This is a genomic window from Micromonospora coriariae, from assembly GCF_900091455.1.
In the GTDB taxonomy this organism is placed as follows: Bacteria; Actinomycetota; Actinomycetes; order Mycobacteriales; family Micromonosporaceae; genus Micromonospora; species Micromonospora coriariae.
The window spans coordinates 311,644-334,702 of the sequence record NZ_LT607412.1; the positions used below are offsets into that span (position 1 = coordinate 311,644).

Below are 23,059 nucleotides of genomic sequence, written 5' to 3' on the forward strand. Positions count from 1 at the left end.
GAGGGCTCCGGTCGGTCGGCGCGGCGCTCACCGGGTGCCGTCCGGCCGCTGTTCACCGACCGCCTTCTTGGCCGGCATGTCCGACGGGGTCGGGGCCTCGTCGGCGGTCCGGCTGATCGTCGCCGGTGGCTTCTTCGCAATGGCCTTCTTGACGACCGCCTTCTTGGCCACGGCCTTCTTCGCGACGGCCTTCTTCGCGACGGCCTTCTTCGCGACGGCCTTCTTGGCCACCGGCGCGGAGACCGGGGCACCCGCCTCGCCGTCCGACGGCACCAGACCGGCGTCGGGCTGCGCGGCGGGGGTCGGGGCAGGCTGTGCGGTGGGACCGGCCGGCGGCGCGCTGGACGGCTCGGCGGTCCGCGCCTCGCGCAACTGCCGCTCCAGGTCGCGCACCCGTCGGGTCAGTTCGGCCACCTCGTCCGCGGTCGCCAAACCGACCGCGCCGAGGGCCCGGTCGACCTCGAAACGGACCAGCTTGGTCAGCGCCTCCCGGTTGGCGGCGCCGGTGGTGACCAGTTCCTCGCCGAGTGCCTGGAGTTGGGCGGCGGTCGCGCCGCCGGAACCGACGAGGCGACGCGCCACGTCTTGGGCCTTCTTCCGGGGCGCCTCCGCCAGGCCCATGGCCAGTTCGAGGTAGGCGCGCCACGCGTCCTGCATGCCTGAATCCTTCCACGGGGCGGGGTGTGCAGGTGTCACGCTACCGGGCACCCCGCACTGTCCCGTGCGGTACGGTGCCGAGGACGGCGTGGCGATCAGCGAGGGGGAGATGTGGCCAGCGTGGACGAGTGCCGGCAGGCATTACAGGAGCTGGCCGCCCGGCTGGATCGCAACGCCGAGACGGTGCGCGAACGGATCGACCTGGACCGGACGCTGGCCTGCCGGATCACCGACCTGGAGACCGCTTTCCACGGCCGGATCAGCGGTGGGCGGCTGATCGAGCTGACCGACGGCGACGACCCCAAGGCCAAGATCGCGCTGAGCACATCCAGCGACGACCTGCTCGCCCTGGTCCGCGGCGACCTCGACGTCACCGGCGCGGTGACCTCCCGCCGGGTGTCGATCAAGGCCAACCCGTTCGACCTGATGAAGCTGCGCAAGCTGCTCTGACGAACGCCGGCGCCGCTCGGCCGGCGACCCGGATCATCCTCCCGCGGGCAGACCGAGGCTCTCCAACGCGCGGGCCGCATCCGGGCCCGCCGAGCGGATCGGCGGCACCACCGGAGCCGACCAGGCCACCGCGCAGAGCGCGGCCAGCGCGTCCAGCGGCCGACCCGAACCGGCCAGCTCCAACGCGCCGTCGCGGTCCGTCACCGACCAGCCGCCAGCGTCCGCCGGGCCTGGGACCCGCACCACCGCGGCCGGGTCGAAGAGCCCCGCCAGGTCCTGCCCGACGTACGTGGGACGGCGCCGCGGCTCGGCGGCCAGCAGTTCGGGCACGCGGCTGACACCGGTGAGCACGAGCAGGCTGTCCAGCCCCGCCCGGCGCGCGCCCTCGATGTCGGTGTCCAACCGGTCGCCGACAACCAGGGCCCGACCGCCGCCGCTGCGCCGCGCAGCGGTCTCGAACAACGCCGACTCCGGCTTGCCGACCACCACATCCGGGTCCCGCTCCAACGCGGTACGCAGCACGGCGACCAGCGCGCCGTTGCCGGGCAACGGTCCCCGGCCACTGGGCAACGTCCGGTCGGTGTTGGTGGCGATCCAGATCGCACCGGCCCGCACCGCGAGCGACGCCTCAGCCAGCTCGGCCCAGCCGACCTGCGGACCGTAGCCCTGCACCACCGCGGCCGGCTTCTCGTCCGCCCGCGAGACCGGGGTCAGCCCGACAGCGCGCAGCTCGGCGCGCAGCGCCTCCGCGCCGACCACGAGCACCGGCGCGCCGGCGGGCAGCCGGTCGCGCAGCAGCTCCGCCGAGGCCGCGGCGGAGGTGAGCACCTCCTCCGGCCGGGCTGGCACACCCATCCCGGTCAGCAGGTCGGCGACCTGGCTGGACCGGCGGGAGGCGTTGTTGGTGGCGTACGCCACCGCCCGCCCCTCGGCGTGCAGCCGGGCCACCGCCTCGACGGCGCCGGGGATCGGCCGGTCGATCAGGTAGATCACCCCGTCCAGGTCGAAGACGACCAGGGTGTACCCGTCGATCAGCCGTCCCCCGGCATCCGCGCTCACCGCTGCGTCGACCCCGACTCGTCACCCCGGTCCGAAGCGTTGCCGTCGGTGTTCACCGCGTCGCCGTCGCCGTCGCCAGCCGCTGCCGCGTCCGCCTCGACGTGCCCGCTCTCGTCCGGGTGACGGTCCTCGTCCTCGCCGTCGAGGTCCTCGTCGCCGGAGCGGCCGGCAGCGCCGTCCTCCTCGTCGTCGAAGTCCTCGTCGTCGTCTTCTTCTTCGTCGTCCTCGTCGTCGTCCTCGTCGTCGTCGAGGTCGTCGTCCTCGTCGTCGTCGTCGTCGTCGTCGAGGTCGTCGTCCTCGTCGTCGTCTTCGAGGTCGTCGTCCTCGTCGTCACCGGCGGTGAGCTCGGTGTCCGGTCGGGCCGGCACCGCGCCGGGAGTACCCGGACCAGCGGCGATCTCCTCGGCCGCCTCGTCCTCGTCGTCGCCCTCGATGAGCACGCCGTCGAGTTCCAGCAGCCGCTCCGCGGCGTCGGTCTCGCCCTCGGTGTCCACGTCAGCGGCGCGGGAGAACCACTCGCGGGCCTCCTCCCGCCGACCCACCGCGAGCAGCGCGTCGGCGTACGCGTAACGCAGCCTGGCCGTCCACGGCACGGTGGCCTCGCTCGTGAGGTCCGGGACCTGGAGCATCGCCACGGCGGCGTCCTTCTGCCCGAGGTCGCCCCGGGCGCCGGCGGCAACGATCAGCAGCTCGATCGCCACGGCCTGGTCCAGCTTCTCCCGGTCGGCGCCGCGGAACAGGTCGATGGCCCGCTCCGGCCGCCCCAGGGCGCGCTCACAGTCCGCGAGCACGGCCAGGTGGCTCTGCAGTCCGCTCATCCGGTGGTACGTGCGCAGCTCGGCGATCGCCGTCTGCCACTCCCCCGCGTGGTACGCGGCCAGGCCGACCGCCTCACGGACGGCGGAGATGCGCGACGCGAGCCGCCGTGCGGCCAGCGCGTGCGCCAGCGCCTCGGTCGGATCCTCGTCGATCAGCTGGCCGGTGGCGACCAGGTGCCGCGCCACCGTCTCGGCGACCGGCTTGTTCAGCGAGAGCAGCTCGGCGCGAACGTCCTTGTCCAGATCGGTCGCGAGGATGTCGTCCGGCAACGCCGGGGCCTGGCTGCGCCCGCCCTCGGAGGAACCGGCGCCCGCAGCACGGTCGTCGCGGCGGAACTCCCCCTCGCGACGCGGCCGCTCGTCGGCCCGGAAGCCGCCCTCGCGGTCACCGCCCCGGTAGCCGCCTTCACGGCGGTCACCGCCCCGGAAGCCGCCGCCCTCACGCGTGGCGCTCGGCCGGGACGCATCGCGGTCGCCACCGCGGAAGCCGCCGCCTTCACGACGGTCACCACCACGGAAGCCGCCCTCACGGGGCGCGCCACCCTCACGACGGTCACCACCGCGGAAACCGCCCTCGCGGGGAGCACCGCCCTCGCGACGGTCACCACCGCGGAAACCACCTTCACGGCGGTCGCCGCCACGGAAACCGCCTTCGCGGGGCGCGCCACCCTCACGGCGGTCGCCGCCACGGAAACCACCCTCACGGGGTGCGCCACCCTCGCGACGGTCACCACCACGGAAGCCGCCCTCGCGGTCACCGCCCCGGAAGCCGCCGCCCGGACGCTCGCCGCCACGGAAGCCACCCTCGCGGGGCGCGCCACCCTCACGACGGTCACCGCCACGGAAACCACCCTCGCGGTCACCACCGCGGAAGCCGCCGCCCTCGCGACGCTCGCCACCACGGAAACCGCCCTCACGGGGCGCGCCACCCTCACGACGCTCGCCGCCCCGGAAACCGCCCTCGCGGGGCGCGCCACCCTCACGACGGTCACCGCCACGGAAACCACCCTCGCGGTCACCACCGCGGAAGCCGCCGCCCTCGCGACGCTCGCCACCACGGAAGCCGCCCTCACGGGGCGCGCCACCCTCGCGACGGTCACCACCGCGGAAACCACCGTCGCGGTCGCCACCGCGGTAGCCGCCCTCACGAGGCGCACCCGGACGCGAGCCGCCGCGGAAACCGCCCTCACGGGGCGCGCCGCCCTCACGACGGTCACCACCGCGGAAACCACCGTCGCGGTCGCCACCGCGGTACCCGCCCTCACGGCGCTCGCCACCACGGAAACCGCCGCCCTCGCGGTCACCGCCGCGGAAGCCGCCCTCACGGGACGGGCCGGAGCGGCCGCGGTCGCCGCCCTGGTAGCCGCCCTCACGGCGCTCGCCACCACGGAAACCGCCGCTCTCGCGGTCACCGCCACGGAAGCCGCCCTCACGGGGAGCACCCGAGCGCGAACCGTCGCGGTCGCCGCCCCGGAAACCACCCTCACGGCGGTCGCCGCCGCGGTAGCCGCCCTCACGGGGGCCACTCGAGCGCGAACCGTCGCGGTCGCCGCCGCGGAAACCACCCTCGCGGGGAGCGCTGGACCGCGAACCCTCGCGGTCGCCACCACGGAAACCACCCTCACGGCGGTCTCCGCCGCGGAAGCCACCCTCACGGGGAGCACCGCCCTCACGACGGTCACCACCGCGGTAGCCACCCTCACGCGGAGCGCTGGACCGCGAAGCGTCGCGGTCGCCGCCACGGAAACCACCCTCACGGCGGTCGCCGCCGCGGTAGCCACCCTCACGGCGGTCGCCGCCGCGGAAACCACCCTCACGGGGAGCACCGCCCTCACGACGGTCACCACCGCGGAAGCCACCCTCATGCGGAGCGCTGGACCGCGAACCGTCCCGGTCACCACCACGGGAGCCGGCGTCACGGCCGCCGGCGTATCCGCCTCGGGCGCCGCCGGCGTTGTCACGGTCTCCCCGGTACGGGGGACGGTCGTCGCGGCGCGGGCCGCGGTCGCGGCCGCCCTGGCCGTCAGTACGGTCTTCGTAACGACGGGGACGGTCTCCGCCCTGCGGTCCTGAACTCACAGGTACATCCTTCCTCATTGCGCCACCAATGGCGCTACGCAGTCGAGGGCCGACCCGGATGGGGCGGCCCTCGACTGGAAGATTGTCCGGCGGCGTCCTACTCTCCCACACCCTCACGAGTGCAGTACCATCGGCGCTGGAGGGCTTAGCTTCCGGGTTCGGAATGTGACCGGGCGTTTCCCCTCCGCCATGACCGCCGTAACTCTATCGACATATCAAACAACACCCACACCACGGGTCTGTTGTTCGTTCATCGAGAGTTGCACAGTGGACGCGTAGCAGCTTAGTAGTCAAGTCCTCGGCCTATTAGTACCGGTCAACTGAACCCGTTACCGGGCTTACATTTCCGGCCTATCAACCCAGTCGTCTAGCTGGGGGCCTTACCCCACAAAGTGGGTGGGATACCTCATCTTGAAGCAGGCTTCCCGCTTAGATGCTTTCAGCGGTTATCCCTTCCGAACGTAGCTAACCAGCCGTGCCCCTGGCGGGACAACTGGCACACCAGAGGTTCGTCCGTCCCGGTCCTCTCGTACTAGGGACAGCCCTTCTCAAGTATCCTACGCGCACGGCGGATAGGGACCGAACTGTCTCACGACGTTCTAAACCCAGCTCGCGTACCGCTTTAATGGGCGAACAGCCCAACCCTTGGGACCTGCTACAGCCCCAGGATGCGACGAGCCGACATCGAGGTGCCAAACCATCCCGTCGATATGGACTCTTGGGGAAGATCAGCCTGTTATCCCCGGGGTACCTTTTATCCGTTGAGCGACACCGCTTCCACTCGCAAGTGCCGGATCACTAGTCCCGACTTTCGTCCCTGCTCGACCTGTCAGTCTCACAGTCAAGCTCCCTTGTGTACTTGCACTCAACACCTGATTGCCAACCAGGCTGAGGGAACCTTTGGGCGCCTCCGTTACCTTTTAGGAGGCAACCGCCCCAGTTAAACTACCCACCAGACACTGTCCCTGAACCGGATAACGGTCCGAAGTTAGATACCCAAATCAACCAGAGTGGTATTTCAAGATTGCCTCCACCCATACTGGCGTATGGACTTCACCGGCTCCCACCTATCCTACACAAGCTAATTCGAGTACCAATGTCAAGCTATAGTAAAGGTCCCGGGGTCTTTCCGTCCTGCCGCGCGTAACGAGCATCTTTACTCGTACTGCAATTTCGCCGGGCCTGTGGTTGAGACAGTGGGGAAGTCGTTACGCCATTCGTGCAGGTCGGAACTTACCCGACAAGGAATTTCGCTACCTTAGGATGGTTATAGTTACCACCGCCGTTTACTGGCGCTTAAGTTCTCCGCTTCGCCCCGAAGAGCTAACAGGTCCCCTTAACGTTCCAGCACCGGGCAGGCGTCAGTCCATATACATCGAATTACTTCTTCGCATGGACCTGTGTTTTTAGTAAACAGTCGCTTCCCCCTGCTCTCTGCGGCCATACAACGCTCCACCCGCGCGGGGCTTCACGTCTCCGGCCCCCCTTCTCCCTAAGTTACGGGGGCAATTTGCCGAGTTCCTTAACCACAGTTCGCCCGATCGCCTCGGTATTCTCTACCTGACCACCTGTGTCGGTTTGGGGTACGGGCCGCTAAGAACTCGCTAGAGGCTTTTCTCGGCAGCATAGGATCACTGACTTCACCTGAATCGGCTCGGCATCACGTCTCAGCCTTCATGTGGTGCGGATTTGCCTACACCACGGCCTACACGCTTACCCCGGCACAACCACCGGCCGGGCTCAGCTACCTTCCTGCGTCACCCCATCGCTTGACTACTACCCATCAGGTTCCCACGCTCACCACCATCCGTCCGAAGACATCAGGCAGCTCGGGTGGTTAGCACAACGAGGTTCATCAGGGACGCTCTTTCGCGGGTACGGGAATATCAACCCGTTGTCCATCGACTACGCCTCTCGGCCTCGCCTTAGGTCCCGACTCACCCAGGGCGGATTAGCCTGGCCCTGGAACCCTTGGTCATCCGGCGGAAGGGTTTCTCACCCTTCTTTCGCTACTCATGCCTGCATTCTCACTCGTGCCGCGTCCACAACTGGGTCACCCCGCTGCTTCACTCGCGGCACGACGCTCCCCTACCCATCCACACACCTGCACAAGGAATCAAGTCCAAGCGAGGTTAAAATGTGAATGCCACAGCTTCGGCGGTGTGCTTGAGCCCCGCTACATTGTCGGCGCGGAACCACTTGACCAGTGAGCTATTACGCACTCTTTAAAGGGTGGCTGCTTCTAAGCCAACCTCCTGGTTGTCTATGCGACCCCACATCCTTTTCCACTTAGCACACGCTTAGGGGCCTTAGCTGGTGATCTGGGCTGTTTCCCTCTCGACTACGAAGCTTATCCCCCGCAGTCTCACTGCCGCGCTCTCACTTACCGGCATTCGGAGTTTGGCTGATTTCGGTAAGCTTGTGGGCCCCCTAGACCATCCAGTGCTCTACCTCCGGCAAGAAACACGCGACGCTGCACCTAAATGCATTTCGGGGAGAACCAGCTATCACGGAGTTTGATTGGCCTTTCACCCCTAACCACAGGTCATCCCCCAATTTTTCAACATTGGTGGGTTCGGCCCTCCACGCGGTCTTACCCGCGCTTCAGCCTGCCCATGGCTAGATCACTCCGCTTCGGGTCTAGGACACGCGACTGAATCGCCCTATTCAGACTCGCTTTCGCTACGGCTCCCCCACACGGGTTAACCTCGCCACATGCCACTAACTCGCAGGCTCATTCTTCAAAAGGCACGCCGTCACCCCGCAAGGCTCCGACGGATTGTAGGCGAACGGTTTCAGGTACTATTTCACTCCCCTCCCGGGGTACTTTTCACCATTCCCTCACGGTACTCGTCCGCTATCGGTCACCAGGAAGTATTTAGGCTTACCAGGTGGTCCTGGCAGATTCACGGCAGATTTCAGGGGTCCGCCGCTACTCGGGAACACCCACAGAAGGTCAGCAACTTTCACCTACCGGACTTTCACCGTCTACGGTCAGCCATTCCAGACTGTTCGACTAGCCACTGACTTTGTAACTTCTCGAACAAGTGTCAGCTTGTTCAGCAGGGTCCCACAACCCCGACCACGCAACCCCTGACAGGTATCACACGCAGCCGGTTTAGCCTCAATCCGCTTTCGCTCGCCACTACTCACGGAATCACTAAATTGTTTTCTCTTCCTACGGGTACTGAGATGTTTCACTTCCCCGCGTTCCCTCCACACACCCTATGTGTTCAGGTGTGGGTGACACCACATGACTGGTGCCAGGTTTCCCCATTCGGACACCCTGGGATCACAGCTTGGTTGACAGCTCCCCCAGGCCTATCGCGGCCTCCCACGTCCTTCATCGGCTCCTGGTGCCAAGGCATTCACCGTTCGCCCTTGACAACTTGACCACAAAGATGCTCGCGTCCACTGTGCAATTCTCAACAAACGACCAACCCACAACCCCACAGCCCCACACCAGCACCACCACAGTGATCGGTATGCGAGACCAGGCCATGCCTGGCAGCCCACGAAACACACGTTTCGCTTCAGGCTCTCCGAAAGAGACAACCAATGGTTGTTCTTTCAGGACCCAACAGGGTGCTCTACGCCATCCCCCAGCCGCACCAGAACCCACCGTTCCCACCACCCGAAGGTGGCTGTACTAAGCAGTCCCGGCCGTTGCCGGCAGAAAACTCACCAGTGTCTCCGCCATCTGAGCACCCCGCCACCACAGTCGGGCAGCGCGGGCTCCATACCGGCTTTCACCGGATGGTGCTCCTTAGAAAGGAGGTGATCCAGCCGCACCTTCCGGTACGGCTACCTTGTTACGACTTCGTCCCAATCGCCAGCCCCACCTTCGACGGCTCCCTCCCACAAGGGGTTGGGCCACCGGCTTCGGGTGTTGCCGACTTTCGTGACGTGACGGGCGGTGTGTACAAGGCCCGGGAACGTATTCACCGCAGCGTTGCTGATCTGCGATTACTAGCGACTCCGACTTCACGGGGTCGAGTTGCAGACCCCGATCCGAACTGAGACCGGCTTTTTGGGATTCGCTCCACCTCACGGTATCGCAGCCCATTGTACCGGCCATTGTAGCATGCGTGAAGCCCTGGACATAAGGGGCATGATGACTTGACGTCATCCCCACCTTCCTCCGAGTTGACCCCGGCAGTCTTCGATGAGTCCCCGCCATAACGCGCTGGCAACATCGAACGAGGGTTGCGCTCGTTGCGGGACTTAACCCAACATCTCACGACACGAGCTGACGACAGCCATGCACCACCTGTGACCGCCCCCGAAGGACCTCACATCTCTGCGAGTTTTGCGGCCATGTCAAACCCAGGTAAGGTTCTTCGCGTTGCATCGAATTAATCCGCATGCTCCGCCGCTTGTGCGGGCCCCCGTCAATTCCTTTGAGTTTTAGCCTTGCGGCCGTACTCCCCAGGCGGGGCGCTTAATGCGTTAGCTGCGGCACAGGGAACCGGAGAGGCCCCCCACACCTAGCGCCCAACGTTTACAGCGTGGACTACCAGGGTATCTAATCCTGTTCGCTCCCCACGCTTTCGCTCCTCAGCGTCAGTATCGGCCCAGAGACCTGCCTTCGCCATCGGTGTTCCTCCTGATATCTGCGCATTTCACCGCTACACCAGGAATTCCAGTCTCCCCTACCGAACTCTAGCCTGCCCGTATCGACTGCAGGCCCGCAGTTGAGCTGCGGGTTTTCACAGTCGACGCGACAAGCCGCCTACGAGCTCTTTACGCCCAATAAATCCGGACAACGCTCGCACCCTACGTCTTACCGCGGCTGCTGGCACGTAGTTGGCCGGTGCTTCTTCTGCAGGTACCGTCACTTTCGCTTCGTCCCTGCTGAAAGAGGTTTACAACCCGAAGGCCGTCATCCCTCACGCGGCGTCGCTGCATCAGGCTTCCGCCCATTGTGCAATATTCCCCACTGCTGCCTCCCGTAGGAGTCTGGGCCGTGTCTCAGTCCCAGTGTGGCCGGTCGCCCTCTCAGGCCGGCTACCCGTCGTCGCCTTGGTAGGCCATCACCCCACCAACAAGCTGATAGGCCGCGAGCCCATCCCAAGCCGAAAAACTTTCCACCCAACCTCATGCGAGGCCAGGTAATATTCGGTATTAGCCCCGGTTTCCCGGGGTTATCCCAAAGCTTGGGGCAGGTTGCTCACGTGTTACTCACCCGTTCGCCGCTCGAGTACCCCGAAGGGCCTTTCCGCTCGACTTGCATGTGTTAAGCACGCCGCCAGCGTTCGTCCTGAGCCAGGATCAAACTCTCCAACAAAAAATTAGTTGAACAGCATCCTGACAACAAACAAATGTTGCCAAAGGAATCCCAACCAGCAATCCAAAAGGATCACCAGTCCGGGGTATAAATCATAATTGGCACTGGCTTTTCAAGCACCCTGTTGAGTTCTCAAAGAACAACCACACACCGATCAAAAGCCCCACTCGTGGGACCCCATCTCGGGGCTTTTCGTTCATGTTTGCCGGCGCTTTCAGCGCCAGGCACTTTTACTACGTTACCCGCCGGTTTCCGCCGTGTCAAACCGCTGTTTTCGCGGCCCGTCGTGCGTCACCCCGTAATGCGGGCACCATGTCTCGACCGGCTTGCGCCGCTCTCGTCACGGATTTGGCAGGCCGGCCGCCGCGGTTTCCCGCGAACTCGCCCGGTGCCCTGCCGGTCGTCAACCTTACCCGGTCGGTTCCGCCTCACCAAATCCGCCTCGCGGCGACTTCGGGGCCCCACCCGGTACCGGGTCTGAGAGGTGCAACCCCTCCGAACCGGCGGTCATTCCCGCGCTCCGGCCTCTCAGACTTTCGCCTGTTTCGTCCGTTCCGCGCTGGCAGAGAGAAAGTTACGCGTCCGGCGGGATGATCGTCAAATCCGCCGGACGCGTCCCCCGTCACATCGTCGACAGGTGGCTATTTGCGCAGCTCAACGCCCGCGAATGAGCGCTTGCCGCGGCGCAGCACCAGGTACCGCCCGTGCAGCAGGTCGTCGGGGGACACCGTGGCGTCCACCTCGGTGACCCGGTTGTTGTTGACGTAGGCGCCGCCTTCGGCGATCACCCGACGGGCCTCCTTGTGGCTGGGCACCAGCCCGGAGTCCCGCAGCAGGCCCGCGACGTCCGGCAACTCACCGGCGAGCTGCACCAGGCCGGCCTCGGTCAGCGCCGCGCGCAGCGTCTCCGGGGACAGGTCCTCCAGTGAGCCGCGACCGAACAACGCCTGGCTGGCGTCGATCGCCTGCCGGGTCTCGACCGGCCCGTGCACCAGGGTCGTCAGCTCCTCGGCGAGCGCCCGCTGCGCCAGCCGGGCCGCCGGCCGTTCGGCCGTCGCCTTCGCCAGCTCCTCCAGCTCGTTACGGGGCCGGAAGCTGAAGTACCGCAGGTAGCGGTCGACCTCCCCGTCGTCGACGTTGAGCCAGAACTGGTAGAACGCGTACGGGCTGGTCAACATGGGGTCGAGCCAGACGGCACCGCCCTCGGTCTTGCCGAACTTCGTGCCATCGGCCTTCGTGACCAGTGGCGTGGTGAACGCCTGCACCGGCCCGGCCCCACGCCGGCGTACGTAGTCGACGCCGGCGGTGATGTTGCCCCACTGGTCGGAGCCGCCGAACTGGAGCTGGCAGCCATGCCGCCGGTGCAGCTCGAAGAAGTCGTTGGCCTGCAACAGCTGGTAGCTGAACTCGGTGAAGCTGATCCCCGTCTCCAGCCGGGCCCGCACCACCTCCCGCGCCAGCATCTTGTTCACCGGGAAGTGCTTGCCCACGTCGCGGAGGAACTCGACCACCGACATCTCGCCGGTCCAGTCCAGGTTGTTCACCAGTCGCGCCGCGTTCTCGCCGGTGTACGACACGAACGGCGACAGCTGTTCGCGGATCCGCGCGACCCAACCGGCGATTACCTCGGGCGGGTTGAGCGTCCGCTCGGCGCTCTCCTTCGGGTCACCGATCTGCCCGGTCGCCCCGCCCACCAGCAACAACGGGCGGTGGCCCGCGAGTTGCAGCCGGCGCGCCATGGTGACCTGCATGAGGTGGCCGACGTGCAGGCTCGGCGCGGTGGGGTCGAAGCCCACGTAGAAGGTGGCGGCGTCCGGACCGTCGAGCAGCTCGCGCAGCTCGTCGAGGCCGGTCGAGTCCTGTATCAGGCCACGCCAGAGCAGGTCGTCGGTCAGGGAGTCCCGCCCGGGCGGCGGGGGGCTGCTGTCGGTCACGGTCGCCAATTCTCCCCCATCGCCGGCACCGACCCGTACCGGGTTTACCGCAAGCCGCCCCCGGTTAGGCTTGCGGCTTGTTGATCGAGGAGGGTTTGCCGTGGAGATGCCGGACCTGACGGGTGGCTTCGTCGCCCTGCTCGGCCTGAAGTTCGAGGAGGCGACCGCCGACCGGGTCGTCATCAGCTGGCACGTGCGGCCCGAGCTGCACCAGCCGTTCGGCATCCAGCACGGCGGGGTGTACTGCTCGGTGGTGGAGACCGCGGCCAGCGTGGGCGGCTCGCTCTGGCTGGCCGAGCGGGGCACAGTGGTCGGGGTCAGCAACCAGACGGACTTCCTGCGGGCGGTCCGGGAGGGCGAGCTGACGGCGGTCGGCACGCCGGTGCACCGGGGCCGCAGCCAGCAACTCTGGCAGGTGGAGATCACCGACGGCGACCAGCGGCTGGTCGCCCGCGGTCAGGTCCGGTTGCAGAACCTCTCCCCCGCCTGACCCGGCACACTCACGGGTGGGGCGAGCCCGCGTGCGCGGTCAGCTGCGAGCCTCGTCCAGCACCGGCTCGGCGCTCTCGTCGGTGTCGGCCTCGTCGGGGGCCCGGCTCAGCCGTACCTCGGTGATCGCCCGGTGGTCGATGCCGGCCACCACCAGCACCCAGCCGTCCAGGGTGACGTCCTCGCCCACGACGGTGGGGATGTGCCCGAGGCGGGCCAGCACCAGCCCGGCGACGGTGGTGTAGTCGCCGGCCGGCCGGGACGGCAGCTCGACGCCGACGTCCGGCAGGTCGTGCACCGGGAAGGTGCCGGGCAGCACCAGCGCGCCGTCCGGGTCGCGGCGCACCGCGTATCCGTCCCGGTCGGTCTCGTCGTAGATCTCCCCGACGATCTCCTCCAGGATGTCCTCCAGCGTGACGATGCCGTCGACGGCGCCGCGTTCGTCCACGACCAGCGCGATGTGCTGGCGTTCGGCCTTGAACTGGCGCAGCGCGTCCACCACCGGCAGCGAGTCGGGCAGCAGCATCGGCGGCCGGGCGATCTCGTCGATCGGCCGGTCGTCCGGCACACCCACCAGGTCGCGCAGGTGGATCACGCCGAGCGTGTCGTCCAGGCCGCCGTGGCGCACCACCGGCGCCCGGGAGTGCCCGGTGGCGGCCAGCACCAGCCGCGCGGACTCCGCGGTGGTCCCGCTGTCGAGCGTGAAGACCCGCAACCGGGGTACGAGGACCGCCCGCAACCGCCGGTCGGCGATCTCCACGGCGCCGGCGATGATGGTGCGCTGCTCCTTGGTGAAGCCGTGGTTGCCCGCGACGATCTCGCGCAGCTCGTCCGGGCCGATCTCCTCCGGCTCGTGCTTCGGGTTGAGCCCGACCAGGCGGACCACGAGGTCGCTGGTGGCGCCGAGCGCCCAGACGGCCGGTCGGGTCACGGCGGCGAGCAGGTCCAGCGGGCGGGCCACCAGCAGCGCCCACCGCTCGGCGGACTGCATGGCGATCCGCTTGGGGGCCAGCTCGCCGAAGACCAGGGTGACGAAGGTCAGCGCGAGGGTGACCACCACGATCGCCACCGTCTCGGCGGCGCCACCGAACACCCCGAGCAGCGGCACGAGGGGCTTGGCGAGCGACACCGCCGCGGCGGCGGAGGCCAGGAAGCCGGCCAGGGTGATGCCGATCTGAATGGTGGCCAGGAAACGGTTCGGGTCCTTGGCCAGCCGGGCCAGCACCCGCCCGGCGCGGCTGGTGCGCTCCAACCGTTGGATCTGGCTGTCCCGCAACGACACCAACGCCATCTCACTGCCCGCGAAGAGCGCGTTTATGACTACCAGGACTCCGACCAGAGCCAGTTGGCTCCCATAGCTCTGCACGCCTGGTTCGCTCCCTCGTGGTGGTGGCACCGGCCGGTGCACGCGGGCTCACCGGTCGGCGGTCCCGCCCGGCGTACGCGTGTCTGTGCCCCGTCGGTCGGCTGCCGAATCCTGCTCCGACGACGCCTGCGACCGGTGCGGGTGGTCACGTGCGCAGGGAGCTCAGCATCAGCCGCCGCGGACGTGACGAAGGACGGCCAGGACGCGGCGGTTGTCGCCGTCCGAGGACGGCAGACCCAGTTTCGCGAAGATGTTCGCCACGTGCTTCTCCACGACTCCGGCGGTGATGACAAGGGCCGCCGCGATCCCGGCGTTGGATCGTCCCTCGGCCATCAGCGACAGCACCTCACGCTCGCGGGGGGTCAGCGACGCCACCCCGACCGTGTCCTGCACGGCCCGCATCAGGTGGCCGACCACCTCCGGATCCAGCGCGGTGCCGCCGGATGCCACCCGGGTCAGCGCGTCCACGAACTCGGCGACGTCGGCGACGCGGTCCTTGAGCAGGTATCCGACGCCGGTGGGCCGGTCGGCGAGCAGGCGGGTCGCGTAGCGGGTCTCCACGTACTGGGAGAACACCAGCACACCGACGTCGGGATGGTCGCGTCGGATGTCGATCGCGGCGCGCAGTCCCTCGTCGGTGTGCGTCGGTGGCATCCGGATGTCGATGATGGCCACGTCCGGCACTGTGGCGGCGATCGCGGACCGCAGGGCATCCGCGTCGGCCACCGCCGCGCACACCTCGAAACCGCGGTCGGTGAGCAGCCGGACCAGCCCTTCGCGCATCATCGCGGCATCCTCCGCGATCACCACCCGCATGTCGTCGCCTCCGTTCACACGTGTGTGGGCAGCTGGATCTCGACCCGGGTCGGACCGCCGGCCGGGCTGTGTACGCGCATCCGGCCGTCCACGACGGCGATGCGGCCGGACAGGCCGGACAGGCCGGGGCCGTCCGGGTTCGCCCCGCCGACGCCGTCGTCCCGGACGGTCACCGTCAGGCGCTCGCCGGATCGGACGACGCCGAGCCAGATGCGGCCCGCCCGGCTGTGTTTGGCCGCGTTCGCGAGCAGTTCGGAGGCGCAGAAGTAGGCGATGGTCTCGATCGCGGGCGCCGGGCGCTCGGGCAGTTCGACGTTCACCGCGACCGGGATGGCGCTGCTCGTCGCGAGCGTCGCCAGCGCGTCGCCGAGACCGTTGTCGAGGACCGGCGGGTGGATCCCGCGCACCAGGTCGCGCAGGTCGGCGAGGGCGTCCTTCGCTCCGCGGTGGGCGAGCGCGAGCAGTTCGCGGGCCTGTTGGAGGTCCGGTGGCGGGCCGTCGACGCCGAGCTTCTCGGTCGCCATGCCGAGGTTCATCGCCACCGTGGCGAGCCGGATCTGCGCGCCGTCGTGCAGGTCCCGTTCCAGCCTGCGCATCATCGCGGCCGCGTCGTCGATCGCGCGGGCCCGGGTGACCTGCAGTTCGCGTACCCGCTCGGCGAGCCGACGCGGACCGAGCAGCTGTCGCATCACGGCGAGGTCCAGTGTCGTACCGGCCCGCATCAACCACGGTGCGACCAGCAGCATGGCGAGACCGGCCGCGGCGATGAGGAACGTTCCGGCGAACGTCCGCGTACCGATGGTGCCGAACGGCGTCAGCGCCCACACCGGTCCGAGCCGGGTGCCGGGAGGGTGGTTGCGAAACAGTGGCCACCACACCGGGTAGCTGAGGTTGACCAGGCCGAACACGTAGCAGAACGCGCCGTAGCCCTGGGGGATGGCCAGTGGCACCTTGAGCATCCCGTACCCGACGGCGCGCCAGCCCGGTCCGTCGGAGACCAGGACGCTGATCCGCTTCGAGGGCCGGGGCGACGGGGCGTCCACGTGCACGTCGAGCAGCCGGTCGGCGAGTGAGCGGTGCACGGCTCCCATCGCGCGCCCGATCGGGGCGGCCAGCACGACCAGGAGCGCGATGGTGAGCGGAAACAGGACCAGGAAGACCGGTGCGACGGTGGGTGTGGGCTGGTCGGACATGGCCCCGGTCGCCCACAGGATGAGGACGGCCAGGGCCGGCACGATCGCCGGTACGCTCAGGATCGCTGCCGCACTGACCACGCCGACGACGCAGAACACCGCCCGGCGCAGGGCCAGTGTGGTGAACGGAGCGCGCAGCGCGGTCATCAGTCCCATTGTCGCTGTCACGCGTCACGGTGGCGGAGCAGCATGCCGCCACACAGGATCGCCATCGCCGCGTACCCGCACATCAGCAGCGCGCTGAGCCAGCCGGAGAACAGCCCGGGTATCGGCGATGTCACCGCGATCGAGTTGAGCAGCATCAGCAGCGGGACGAAGCGGCCGACCGCGATGCCGCTCTCACCGAAGAGCCCGGCCACGATCATCGGGACGAACATCAGAGCGAACAGCGTGCCGATCGCGGCGCCGGAGTGCCGCACGATGGCCCCGACACCGACCCCGATCAGCGCGGTGGCGCCCAGGTAGACACCGGTCAGCACGACCGCGCGCAGGATCGCCGGGTCGGTCAGGGATGCGGCCGGGATGGCGGTGCCGCGGATCGCGAGTTGCCCGCTCAGATACCCGGCGAAGCTCGCGGCCAGGCCGACGGTGAGAGCCGCGCCGCCGCACACGGCGACCTTCGCGGCCAGGACGATCCGACGCCGTGGGACGGCGGCGAACGTCGAACGGATCATCCCGGTGCCGTATTCGCCGGTCACCATCAGCACGCCGAGCGCTCCGAGGAGCAGCTGGGCCACGATGGCGCCGCCGAGGCTGTTGTTCAGGATCTGGGCGGCGGTGGCGACCGGGGTGTGCGATCGGTACCCGAGTCCCACCCCGGCCCCGGCGGCGGCCATCGAGACCACCGCGGAGATCGCCAGCCACCACGTCGATCGGACGCTGCTCAGCTTGATCCGCTCCATCCGGACCGCGTGCCGGAATCCGTACCCGTTCATGACGCTCCCACTCCGCGATAGTCGGTGGCCTGTGCGGTGAGCCGGAAGAACGCATCCTCCAGGCTGTCGTCGCCGGCGGCGAGTTCGGCGACGGTCGTCTCGGCCAGCAGCCGGCCGCGGCCGATGACCACCAGCCGGTCGGCGGTCAGCGCCATCTCGGCGATCAGGTGGCTGGACACGAACACCGTCCGGCCTTCGGCGGCGAGTCCGCGCAGCAGGTCCCGGATCCAGCGGATGCCCTCGGGATCCAGTCCGTTGACCGGCTCGTCGAGCAGGAGGACGCCCGGGTCGCCGAGCAGGGCCACAGCGACGCCGAGGCGCTGGCGCATGCCGAGCGAGTACGTGCCGGCGCGCCGTGTTGCCGCGTCGGACAGACCTACGGTGCGCAGCACCTGCTCAACCCGGGAACCGGGGATGTCGTTGCTCGCGGCCAGCGCGGTCAGGTGCGCGCGGGCGCTGCGGCCGGGATGGAACGCCCCGGCATCGAGCAGCGCGCCGACCGTCTTCAACGGCCAGTTCAGGTCCGGGTACCGGACGCCGCCGATCAGTGCCTCGCCATGGTTCGGTGCATCGAGGCCGAGGATCATCCGCATCGTCGTCGACTTGCCGGATCCGTTCGGCCCGAGGAAGCCGGTCACCACCCCCGGCTGCACCCGGACGCTCAGCCTGTCGACGGCGACCCGGTCGCCGTATCGTTTCGTCAGCTCACGTAGTTCGATCACATGATCGACGCTAGGCAACGCCGCCGGCGGTCTGAAGCCGGAAACCATCCGACTGTGCCTGGAGGTTTTCCACCACACCAGGGCCTGGGGCAAGGGCGCGCCCTGCTCGATCATGAGGATCATCCGGGGCAGCGCGGACACCCGACCAGATGCCATCGTGGCACGGTGAAGGAAGACCTGCACAGTTACTTGAAGGGCGGCCGCGACGCGCTGCTGTGGAAGCTCGACGGGCTCAGCGAATACGATGTTCGTCGTCCGTTGACCCGGACCGCAACCAACCTGCTCGGGCTGGTGAAGCACTCGGCGGCCATGGAAATCCTCTACTTCGGCGTCGTGTTCGGCCGACCGTTCGAGCAGGCACCGCCGTACGTCGGCGACGGTGCGGAGACCAATGCCGACATGTGGGCGACCGCGGATGAAACCCGCGAGGAAATCGTCGCGCTGTACCGTCGCGCGATCGCCCACGCCGACGCCACCATTGAAGGCCTTGCGCTGAATGAGGTCGGCCTCGTGCCGTGGTGGGGCGATGCGGCGGTCACGTTGCACCACGTCCTGGTCCACGTCATCGCGGAAACACAACGGCACGCGGGTCACGCTGACATCGTGCGCGAACTCATCGACGGCGCGGCCGGGCTGCTGCCCAGGAACGACAATCTGCCTCCCGCCGACGAGCCATGGTGGCTGGAGTACCGCCAGCGAGTGGAGCAGGCTGCCCTCGACGCCAGCAAACGCGGCAGCTAGGTGTGGCTCAGTCCGCCTCGGGATCGGCCGCGGGCAGGTCCAGGACGTACGAGTCGCCCGCGGGGCGGAAGCCGAGCCGGTGGTAGTAGGGGGCGACCATCCCGGGTGGGCTGACCACGCGGTGGAAGCCGCGTTCGGTGAAGAGGCGGCTGCGCCGGTAGACGAACTCGCCGGGCGTGAAGTCGCGGAACTTCGGGGTCACGTAGTCCAGGTCTATCTGGGCGACGCCGGGCGCCTCGGCGTGCGACAGCACCACCCCGACCACCTCGTCGGCGGTGACCACCAGGAACGCGGAGCGTCCCGGGGCTTCCGGGTTCCAGTGCAAGTCGGGATTGAACCGGGCGATGTCCGCGGCGTGCACCCGCAGTGTGTGCGCCAGGAACTGGTCGCCGACGCCGACCTCGACCACCTGGTAGGTCTGCTCGTCGTGCCGGGTGGCCAGCATCCCGCGCAGGTACCAGATGTTGATCACTGCGAGAACGATGTTCAGCCCGACCATGGGCCAGACCTCGATCGCGGCGTTGTAGCCGATCAGCACGAGGCAGCCGATGAGGTTGAGCCCGCGCAGCCGCAGGATGCGGGACTGCAGCAGAGACCAGACCAGCACCGCAGAGCCGGCCCAGCCGACGAGATCCAACCAATTCACTCGGTGAGACTAGTGCCCGCCCTGCTCAGGGGCATCGGCGGGCAGCTCCAGCAGCCACTCCTCGACCTCGGCGCCGCGGCCGTTGGCGTACCCCGAGTCCTCGCCGACCACCACGAAGCCGCACTTGCGCAGCACCGCGAGGGACGCGGCGTTGTCCTTGGCGGCGCGGGCGTGCACCGGCCGGGGCAGCTCGCGCAGCAGGGCGGCGAGCGCCGCGGTGGCGTAGCCCCGGCCCCAGCGGGCCGGGTCGATCCAGTAGCTGACCTCGGTGAGGTCATCGACCGGGAAGGCGGTGACGTGGCCGACCACCGCGCCGTCGACCTCGACGGTGCGGACCAGGTTCGCCGGGTCGGTGAGCACCCGGGCCCAGTGCCGGGCGAACTCGCGGTGGTCGGACGGATCGGCGGGGCCGAACGCGGCCATCCGGTTGGCCTCCGGGTCCTGCTGGTGCAGGAAGAACTCGACGAGGTCGTCCTCGCGGACCGGGCGCAGCCGCACATCGGAGGTCATCGGGCGAGGGTACGCGGCGGCACCTCTGGCCCGTGGAACGTACCGTGCGGCCGGGATACCTGCGGGCCGTCTACTGACTCGGGTAGCCGTACAGCTCGAGTAGCCGGCCCCGCGATGCCTGGAGGCGGTCCACCACGACGGCCATGAACCGGAGGGTGATCTGTCGGGCCAGGGCATCATCGGATTCGATCAGCCGCCGCACACCCTCAGCCGCGAACTCGAGCGTCGTGGTGCGGCGCACCGCGACCGCGCCGAACTGCCACCGGTACGGCGGGAAGATCCAGGACCAGCCGAGCACCCCGCCCGCGCCGATCGTCTCGATGCCGACGTCGCCCCGACCGGGCACCGGGAAGTCCAGCGCCACCTCACCGCCGGAGATCAGCCAGAACCGTTCGGCCGGCTGTCCGGCGCGGAACACCCGGTGCCCAGGGTGCCAGACCACCGGTCGGGCGTACCCGGTGAGTCTCGGCAGCCACTCGCGCGGCAGGCCGGCCAGGAAGGGATGCTCCCGGAGCAGATCCAGTGCGGTCATGGTGTGCGGTCCCTTCCGTCGCGGTTATCGCCGATCCCGCCTCCATCCGACTCCTTCCGAGTGCACGGCGTGAGGGCCATTGGTCCCGGGCCCCGCGGGCGCAACGCCTCTGCCGGGCGTGATTCCGCGGCGGGAGGGTGGGACGGGACGGCGTGCCGGTGACGCGCCACGCGAACCGGGGAGGTCACGGGTGACGACGACCGGCGGACGAGGCGGAATCCTGGAGGACCCCGTCGACCTGGCCGTGCCGGTCGGACTCGACGCGGCCGAGGCCGCCGCCCGACTGCGCGCCACCGGCCCCAACACCGTGGCGCCACCGCCCCGCCGGCATCTCGCCGTACGGGTCCTGCGCCAGCTCACCGACCCGTTGGTGGCGTTGCTGCTCGCCGCGGCGGTCGTCACCACGGCGCTCGGCGACTACCCGGACACCGCGGTGATCATCCTGGTCGTACTGGTGAACACCGTCATCGGCGTGGCGCAGGAGGTACGCGCCGACCGGGCGATCGCCGCGCTGGACCGGCTCGCCGCGCCCACCGCCCGAGTGGTCCGCGACGGCCGGGAGCTGGTGGTGCCCGCCGCTGACATCGTCCAGGGCGATCTGGTCCGGGTCGAGGCCGGCGATGTCGTCCCGGCCGATTTGCTTCTGATCGAGGCGAGCCGGCTGCACCTGGACGAGTCCACGCTGACCGGGGAGTCGGTGACGGTGGGGCGTTTAGCCAGCGAGGAGGCGTTGGCCGGGACGGTCGTCACCACCGGACGGGCGGCTGGCACCGTACTCCGGACGGGCTCGGCGAGCGCGCTGGGCCGGATCGGCGCCCTGGTGGCGGGCACTCGTCCCACCGCCACGCCGTTGCAGCGTCGGCTCTCCGCCCTGGGCCGGGTACTCGGAATGGTCGCCGTGGCTCTGTCCGGGCTGGTCTTCGCCATCGGCGTGGTCAGTGGCCGGCCGGTGGTGCACATGGCGATCACGGCGGTGAGCCTGGTGGTCGCGGCGGTGCCCGAGTCCCTGCCGGCGGTGGTGACCCTGGCCCTCGCGCTCGGCGCGCGCCGGATGGCTGCCGCGCACGCCATTCCGCGCCGGCTGCACGCGGTCGAGACACTCGGTTCGGTGACGGTGATCGCTTCGGACAAGACTGGCACCCTCACCGAGGGGCGGATGGCTGTGCAGCAGGCGGTCACCACCGACGGTGCGCGGTACGGCATCACCGGCACCGGGTACGCCCCGCACGGCGTGGTGCACCGGGACGGGACGGCGGTGGACGTACCGGAAGGGCTGCGCCGGCTGGCGCGGGCCGGGCTGCTCTGCAACGACGCCGCCCTGTCACCCCCGGACGACGAGCAAGCCGACTGGGGCGCGGTCGGTGACCCCCTCGAAGCGGCGCTGGTCGCCTTCGCGGCCCGGTGCGGCCTCGACCCACAAGCCACCCGCGCAGCCTGGCCCCGGGTCGCCGAGCACCCCTTCGACCAGGAACAACGCAGAATGGTGACGGTGCACCGCTCCTGCGACCAGCGCCACCTGGTGGTCTGCAAGGGCGCCCCGGAGAGCATCCTCGGCGCGCCCCTGCTCGACGCCACCGCCGAGGAGATCGCCGACCTGACCGCCACCGCCCACCGGCTGGCCAGCGAGGGCCTGCGGGTGCTCGCCATCGCCGCCGCGCTGGTGGACAGGATGCCTGACCCCGCCGCACCGACCGGGCTGCGTCCGGTGGGGCTGATCGCCGTCGGTGACCCGCTGCGCGTCGGCGCCCTGCAGATCGCGGACAGCTTCGACACCGCCGGGGTACGGCTGCTGCTGATCACCGGAGACCACCCGGCGACGGCCGCGGCGATCGGCGGTCAGCTCGGCCTCTGGCGCGCTGGCGACCCCCTGGCCAGCGGCGACGACGACCACGCGGCGCACCCGGACACCCGGGTCTTCGCCCGAACCCAGCCGGAACAGAAGCTCGACATCATCGCTGGCCTGCAGGCCCGTGGCGAGGTGGTGGCGATGACCGGCGACGGGGTGAACGACGCGCCAGCGCTGCGGCGGGCCGACATCGGGGTGGCGATGGGTGGCGGCACCGAGGTCGCCCGGCAGGCCGCCGACCTGGTGCTGGTGGACGACGAGCTGACCACCGTGGCCGCCGCGATCGGCGAGGGCCGCCGGATCTACGACAACATCCGCAGGTTCCTGCGGTACGCCCTTTCCGGTGGGGTTGCGGAGATCATGGTGATGCTGGTCGGCCCGTTGTTCGGGCTGGCCATACCGCTGCTGCCCGCCCAGATCCTGTGGATCAACCTGCTGACCCACGGCGTGCCCGGAGTGGCGCTCGGCGCCGAGCCGGCGGAACCCGCGACCCTGCGCCGCGCGCCGCGCTCACCTCAGGAGTCGGTGCTCGGCGCTGGGCTGGGTCGGGACGTCCTGGTCACCGGCGTGCTGATCGCCGCCGTGGTGCTTGGTGCCGGGGTGTTCGCCGCCCACCGGGACCTGCCCTGGCAGTCGGTGGTCTTCGTGGTGCTCGGTCTGGCCCAGCTCGGCGTGGCACTGGCGGTCCGGGCCCCGCGGCTGCCGGGAGCCCGCCACAGCAATCCCGGCCTCCTCGCCGCGGTCGCGGTGTCGGCGCTGCTCCAGGTGGGCGGTGTGCTACTCGCCCCGCTGCGGGAGCTGCTCGGCACCGAGCCGCTGGGGCCGAACCTGCTGCTGGCCTGCGCGGCGGTCAGCGCCGTTCCCGGGTTGGCCCTGCGGCTGGCCCGTCGACCGCCACCACGGCGTCCCGAGGTGACGACGCTGCCGGCACGGCGCGACGAGTGACGGGACCAACGGCCCCCGGTCCGTCGCCGTACGC

17 protein-coding genes and 3 rRNA genes are annotated in these 23,059 nt (G+C 69.0%); 5 read left to right on the plus strand and 15 right to left on the minus strand.

All coding sequences use genetic code 11. The features are described 5' to 3' along the window. Window positions 1–27: 27 nt before the first annotated feature. Entirely contained in the window at window positions 28–657 is a 630-nt protein-coding gene (locus tag GA0070607_RS01400) for a phasin family protein (protein ID WP_089016530.1), read from the minus strand. 111 nt (window positions 658–768) lie between these two features. On the opposite strand from GA0070607_RS01400, the gene GA0070607_RS01405 reads away from it, so the two are divergent. Continuing rightward, window positions 769–1,107 (plus strand): SCP2 sterol-binding domain-containing protein, encoded by a 339-nt coding sequence (locus GA0070607_RS01405; RefSeq protein WP_089016531.1) that lies wholly within the window; start codon window positions 769–771, stop codon window positions 1,105–1,107. Window positions 1,108–1,140: 33 nt separating this feature from the next. On the opposite strand, the gene GA0070607_RS01410 is transcribed toward GA0070607_RS01405, so the two are convergent. After that, window positions 1,141–2,166: an HAD-IIA family hydrolase gene (locus GA0070607_RS01410; protein ID WP_089016532.1), complete on the minus strand. Its 1,026-nt coding sequence runs from the start codon at window positions 2,164–2,166 to the stop codon at window positions 1,141–1,143. Next, the gene (locus GA0070607_RS01415) at window positions 2,163–3,203 is read right to left on the minus strand and encodes a tetratricopeptide repeat protein (RefSeq protein WP_408630937.1); all 1,041 of its coding nucleotides are present in this window, start codon (window positions 3,201–3,203) and stop codon (window positions 2,163–2,165) included. The genes GA0070607_RS01410 and GA0070607_RS01415 overlap by 4 nt, the downstream gene beginning before the upstream one ends. On the opposite strand from GA0070607_RS01415, the gene GA0070607_RS32225 reads away from it, so the two are divergent. After that, entirely contained in the window at window positions 3,159–5,057 is a 1,899-nt protein-coding gene (locus GA0070607_RS32225) for a hypothetical protein (protein WP_157743059.1), read from the plus strand. The genes GA0070607_RS01415 and GA0070607_RS32225 overlap by 45 nt on opposite strands. 90 nt (window positions 5,058–5,147) lie before the next feature. Here the strand turns inward: GA0070607_RS32225 and rrf are convergent. The 4 genes from rrf to tyrS form a co-directional block, all read right to left on the minus strand. After that, window positions 5,148–5,264 (minus strand): 5S ribosomal RNA (gene rrf, locus GA0070607_RS01430). An 85-nt stretch (window positions 5,265–5,349) separates the two neighbouring features. Then, window positions 5,350–8,458: ribosomal RNA gene (locus GA0070607_RS01435) — 23S ribosomal RNA — on the minus strand. A gap of 375 nt (window positions 8,459–8,833) precedes the next feature. Next, window positions 8,834–10,350: ribosomal RNA gene (locus GA0070607_RS01440) — 16S ribosomal RNA — on the minus strand. Together the 16S, 23S and 5S rRNA genes form the textbook arrangement of a ribosomal RNA operon. A gap of 641 nt (window positions 10,351–10,991) precedes the next feature. Then, window positions 10,992–12,284: a tyrosine--tRNA ligase gene (gene tyrS, locus GA0070607_RS01445; RefSeq protein ID WP_089016534.1), complete on the minus strand. Its 1,293-nt coding sequence runs from the start codon at window positions 12,282–12,284 to the stop codon at window positions 10,992–10,994. A 106-nt stretch (window positions 12,285–12,390) separates the two neighbouring features. Here tyrS and GA0070607_RS01450 point away from each other — a divergent pair, with 106 nt between their 5' ends. Continuing rightward, complete coding sequence (locus GA0070607_RS01450; RefSeq protein ID WP_089021580.1) at window positions 12,391–12,774, plus strand: PaaI family thioesterase; 384 nt, start codon at window positions 12,391–12,393, stop codon at window positions 12,772–12,774. Window positions 12,775–12,813: 39 nt separating this feature from the next. Here GA0070607_RS01450 and GA0070607_RS01455 read toward each other — a convergent pair whose 3' ends face one another. From GA0070607_RS01455 to GA0070607_RS01475, 5 genes are all read right to left on the minus strand, one after another. Beyond that, window positions 12,814–14,139 (minus strand): hemolysin family protein, encoded by a 1,326-nt coding sequence (locus GA0070607_RS01455; RefSeq protein WP_089016535.1) that lies wholly within the window; start codon window positions 14,137–14,139, stop codon window positions 12,814–12,816. Window positions 14,140–14,307: 168 nt separating this feature from the next. Next, complete coding sequence (locus tag GA0070607_RS01460) at window positions 14,308–14,955, minus strand: response regulator transcription factor (RefSeq protein WP_089021581.1); 648 nt, start codon at window positions 14,953–14,955, stop codon at window positions 14,308–14,310. 14 nt (window positions 14,956–14,969) lie between these two features. After that, window positions 14,970–16,295: a sensor histidine kinase gene (locus GA0070607_RS01465; protein WP_089021582.1), complete on the minus strand. Its 1,326-nt coding sequence runs from the start codon at window positions 16,293–16,295 to the stop codon at window positions 14,970–14,972. Window positions 16,296–16,312: 17 nt separating this feature from the next. After that, window positions 16,313–17,083, minus strand: a complete 771-nt coding sequence (locus tag GA0070607_RS01470) for an ABC transporter permease (RefSeq protein WP_089016536.1) — start codon at window positions 17,081–17,083, stop codon at window positions 16,313–16,315. Beyond that, the gene (locus GA0070607_RS01475; RefSeq protein ID WP_089016537.1) at window positions 17,080–17,805 is read right to left on the minus strand and encodes an ABC transporter ATP-binding protein; all 726 of its coding nucleotides are present in this window, start codon (window positions 17,803–17,805) and stop codon (window positions 17,080–17,082) included. Before GA0070607_RS01475 ends, GA0070607_RS01470 begins: the two co-directional genes overlap by 4 nt. 165 nt (window positions 17,806–17,970) lie before the next feature. On the opposite strand from GA0070607_RS01475, the gene GA0070607_RS01480 reads away from it, so the two are divergent. Beyond that, window positions 17,971–18,546, plus strand: coding sequence for a DinB family protein (locus GA0070607_RS01480; protein WP_231930748.1), 576 nt, complete (start codon window positions 17,971–17,973; stop codon window positions 18,544–18,546). 7 nt (window positions 18,547–18,553) lie between these two features. On the opposite strand, the gene GA0070607_RS01485 is transcribed toward GA0070607_RS01480, so the two are convergent. The 3 genes from GA0070607_RS01485 to GA0070607_RS01495 form a co-directional block, all read right to left on the minus strand. Beyond that, complete coding sequence (locus tag GA0070607_RS01485; RefSeq protein WP_089016539.1) at window positions 18,554–19,192, minus strand: hypothetical protein; 639 nt, start codon at window positions 19,190–19,192, stop codon at window positions 18,554–18,556. A gap of 9 nt (window positions 19,193–19,201) precedes the next feature. Next, entirely contained in the window at window positions 19,202–19,702 is a 501-nt protein-coding gene (locus GA0070607_RS01490) for a GNAT family N-acetyltransferase (protein WP_089016540.1), read from the minus strand. A 70-nt stretch (window positions 19,703–19,772) separates the two neighbouring features. Beyond that, the gene (locus GA0070607_RS01495) at window positions 19,773–20,234 is read right to left on the minus strand and encodes a cyclic nucleotide-binding domain-containing protein (protein WP_089016541.1); all 462 of its coding nucleotides are present in this window, start codon (window positions 20,232–20,234) and stop codon (window positions 19,773–19,775) included. A 244-nt stretch (window positions 20,235–20,478) separates the two neighbouring features. On the opposite strand from GA0070607_RS01495, the gene GA0070607_RS01500 reads away from it, so the two are divergent. Continuing rightward, window positions 20,479–23,025: a cation-translocating P-type ATPase gene (locus tag GA0070607_RS01500; RefSeq protein WP_408630885.1), complete on the plus strand. Its 2,547-nt coding sequence runs from the start codon at window positions 20,479–20,481 to the stop codon at window positions 23,023–23,025. The last annotated feature ends 34 nt before the right edge of the window (window positions 23,026–23,059 follow it).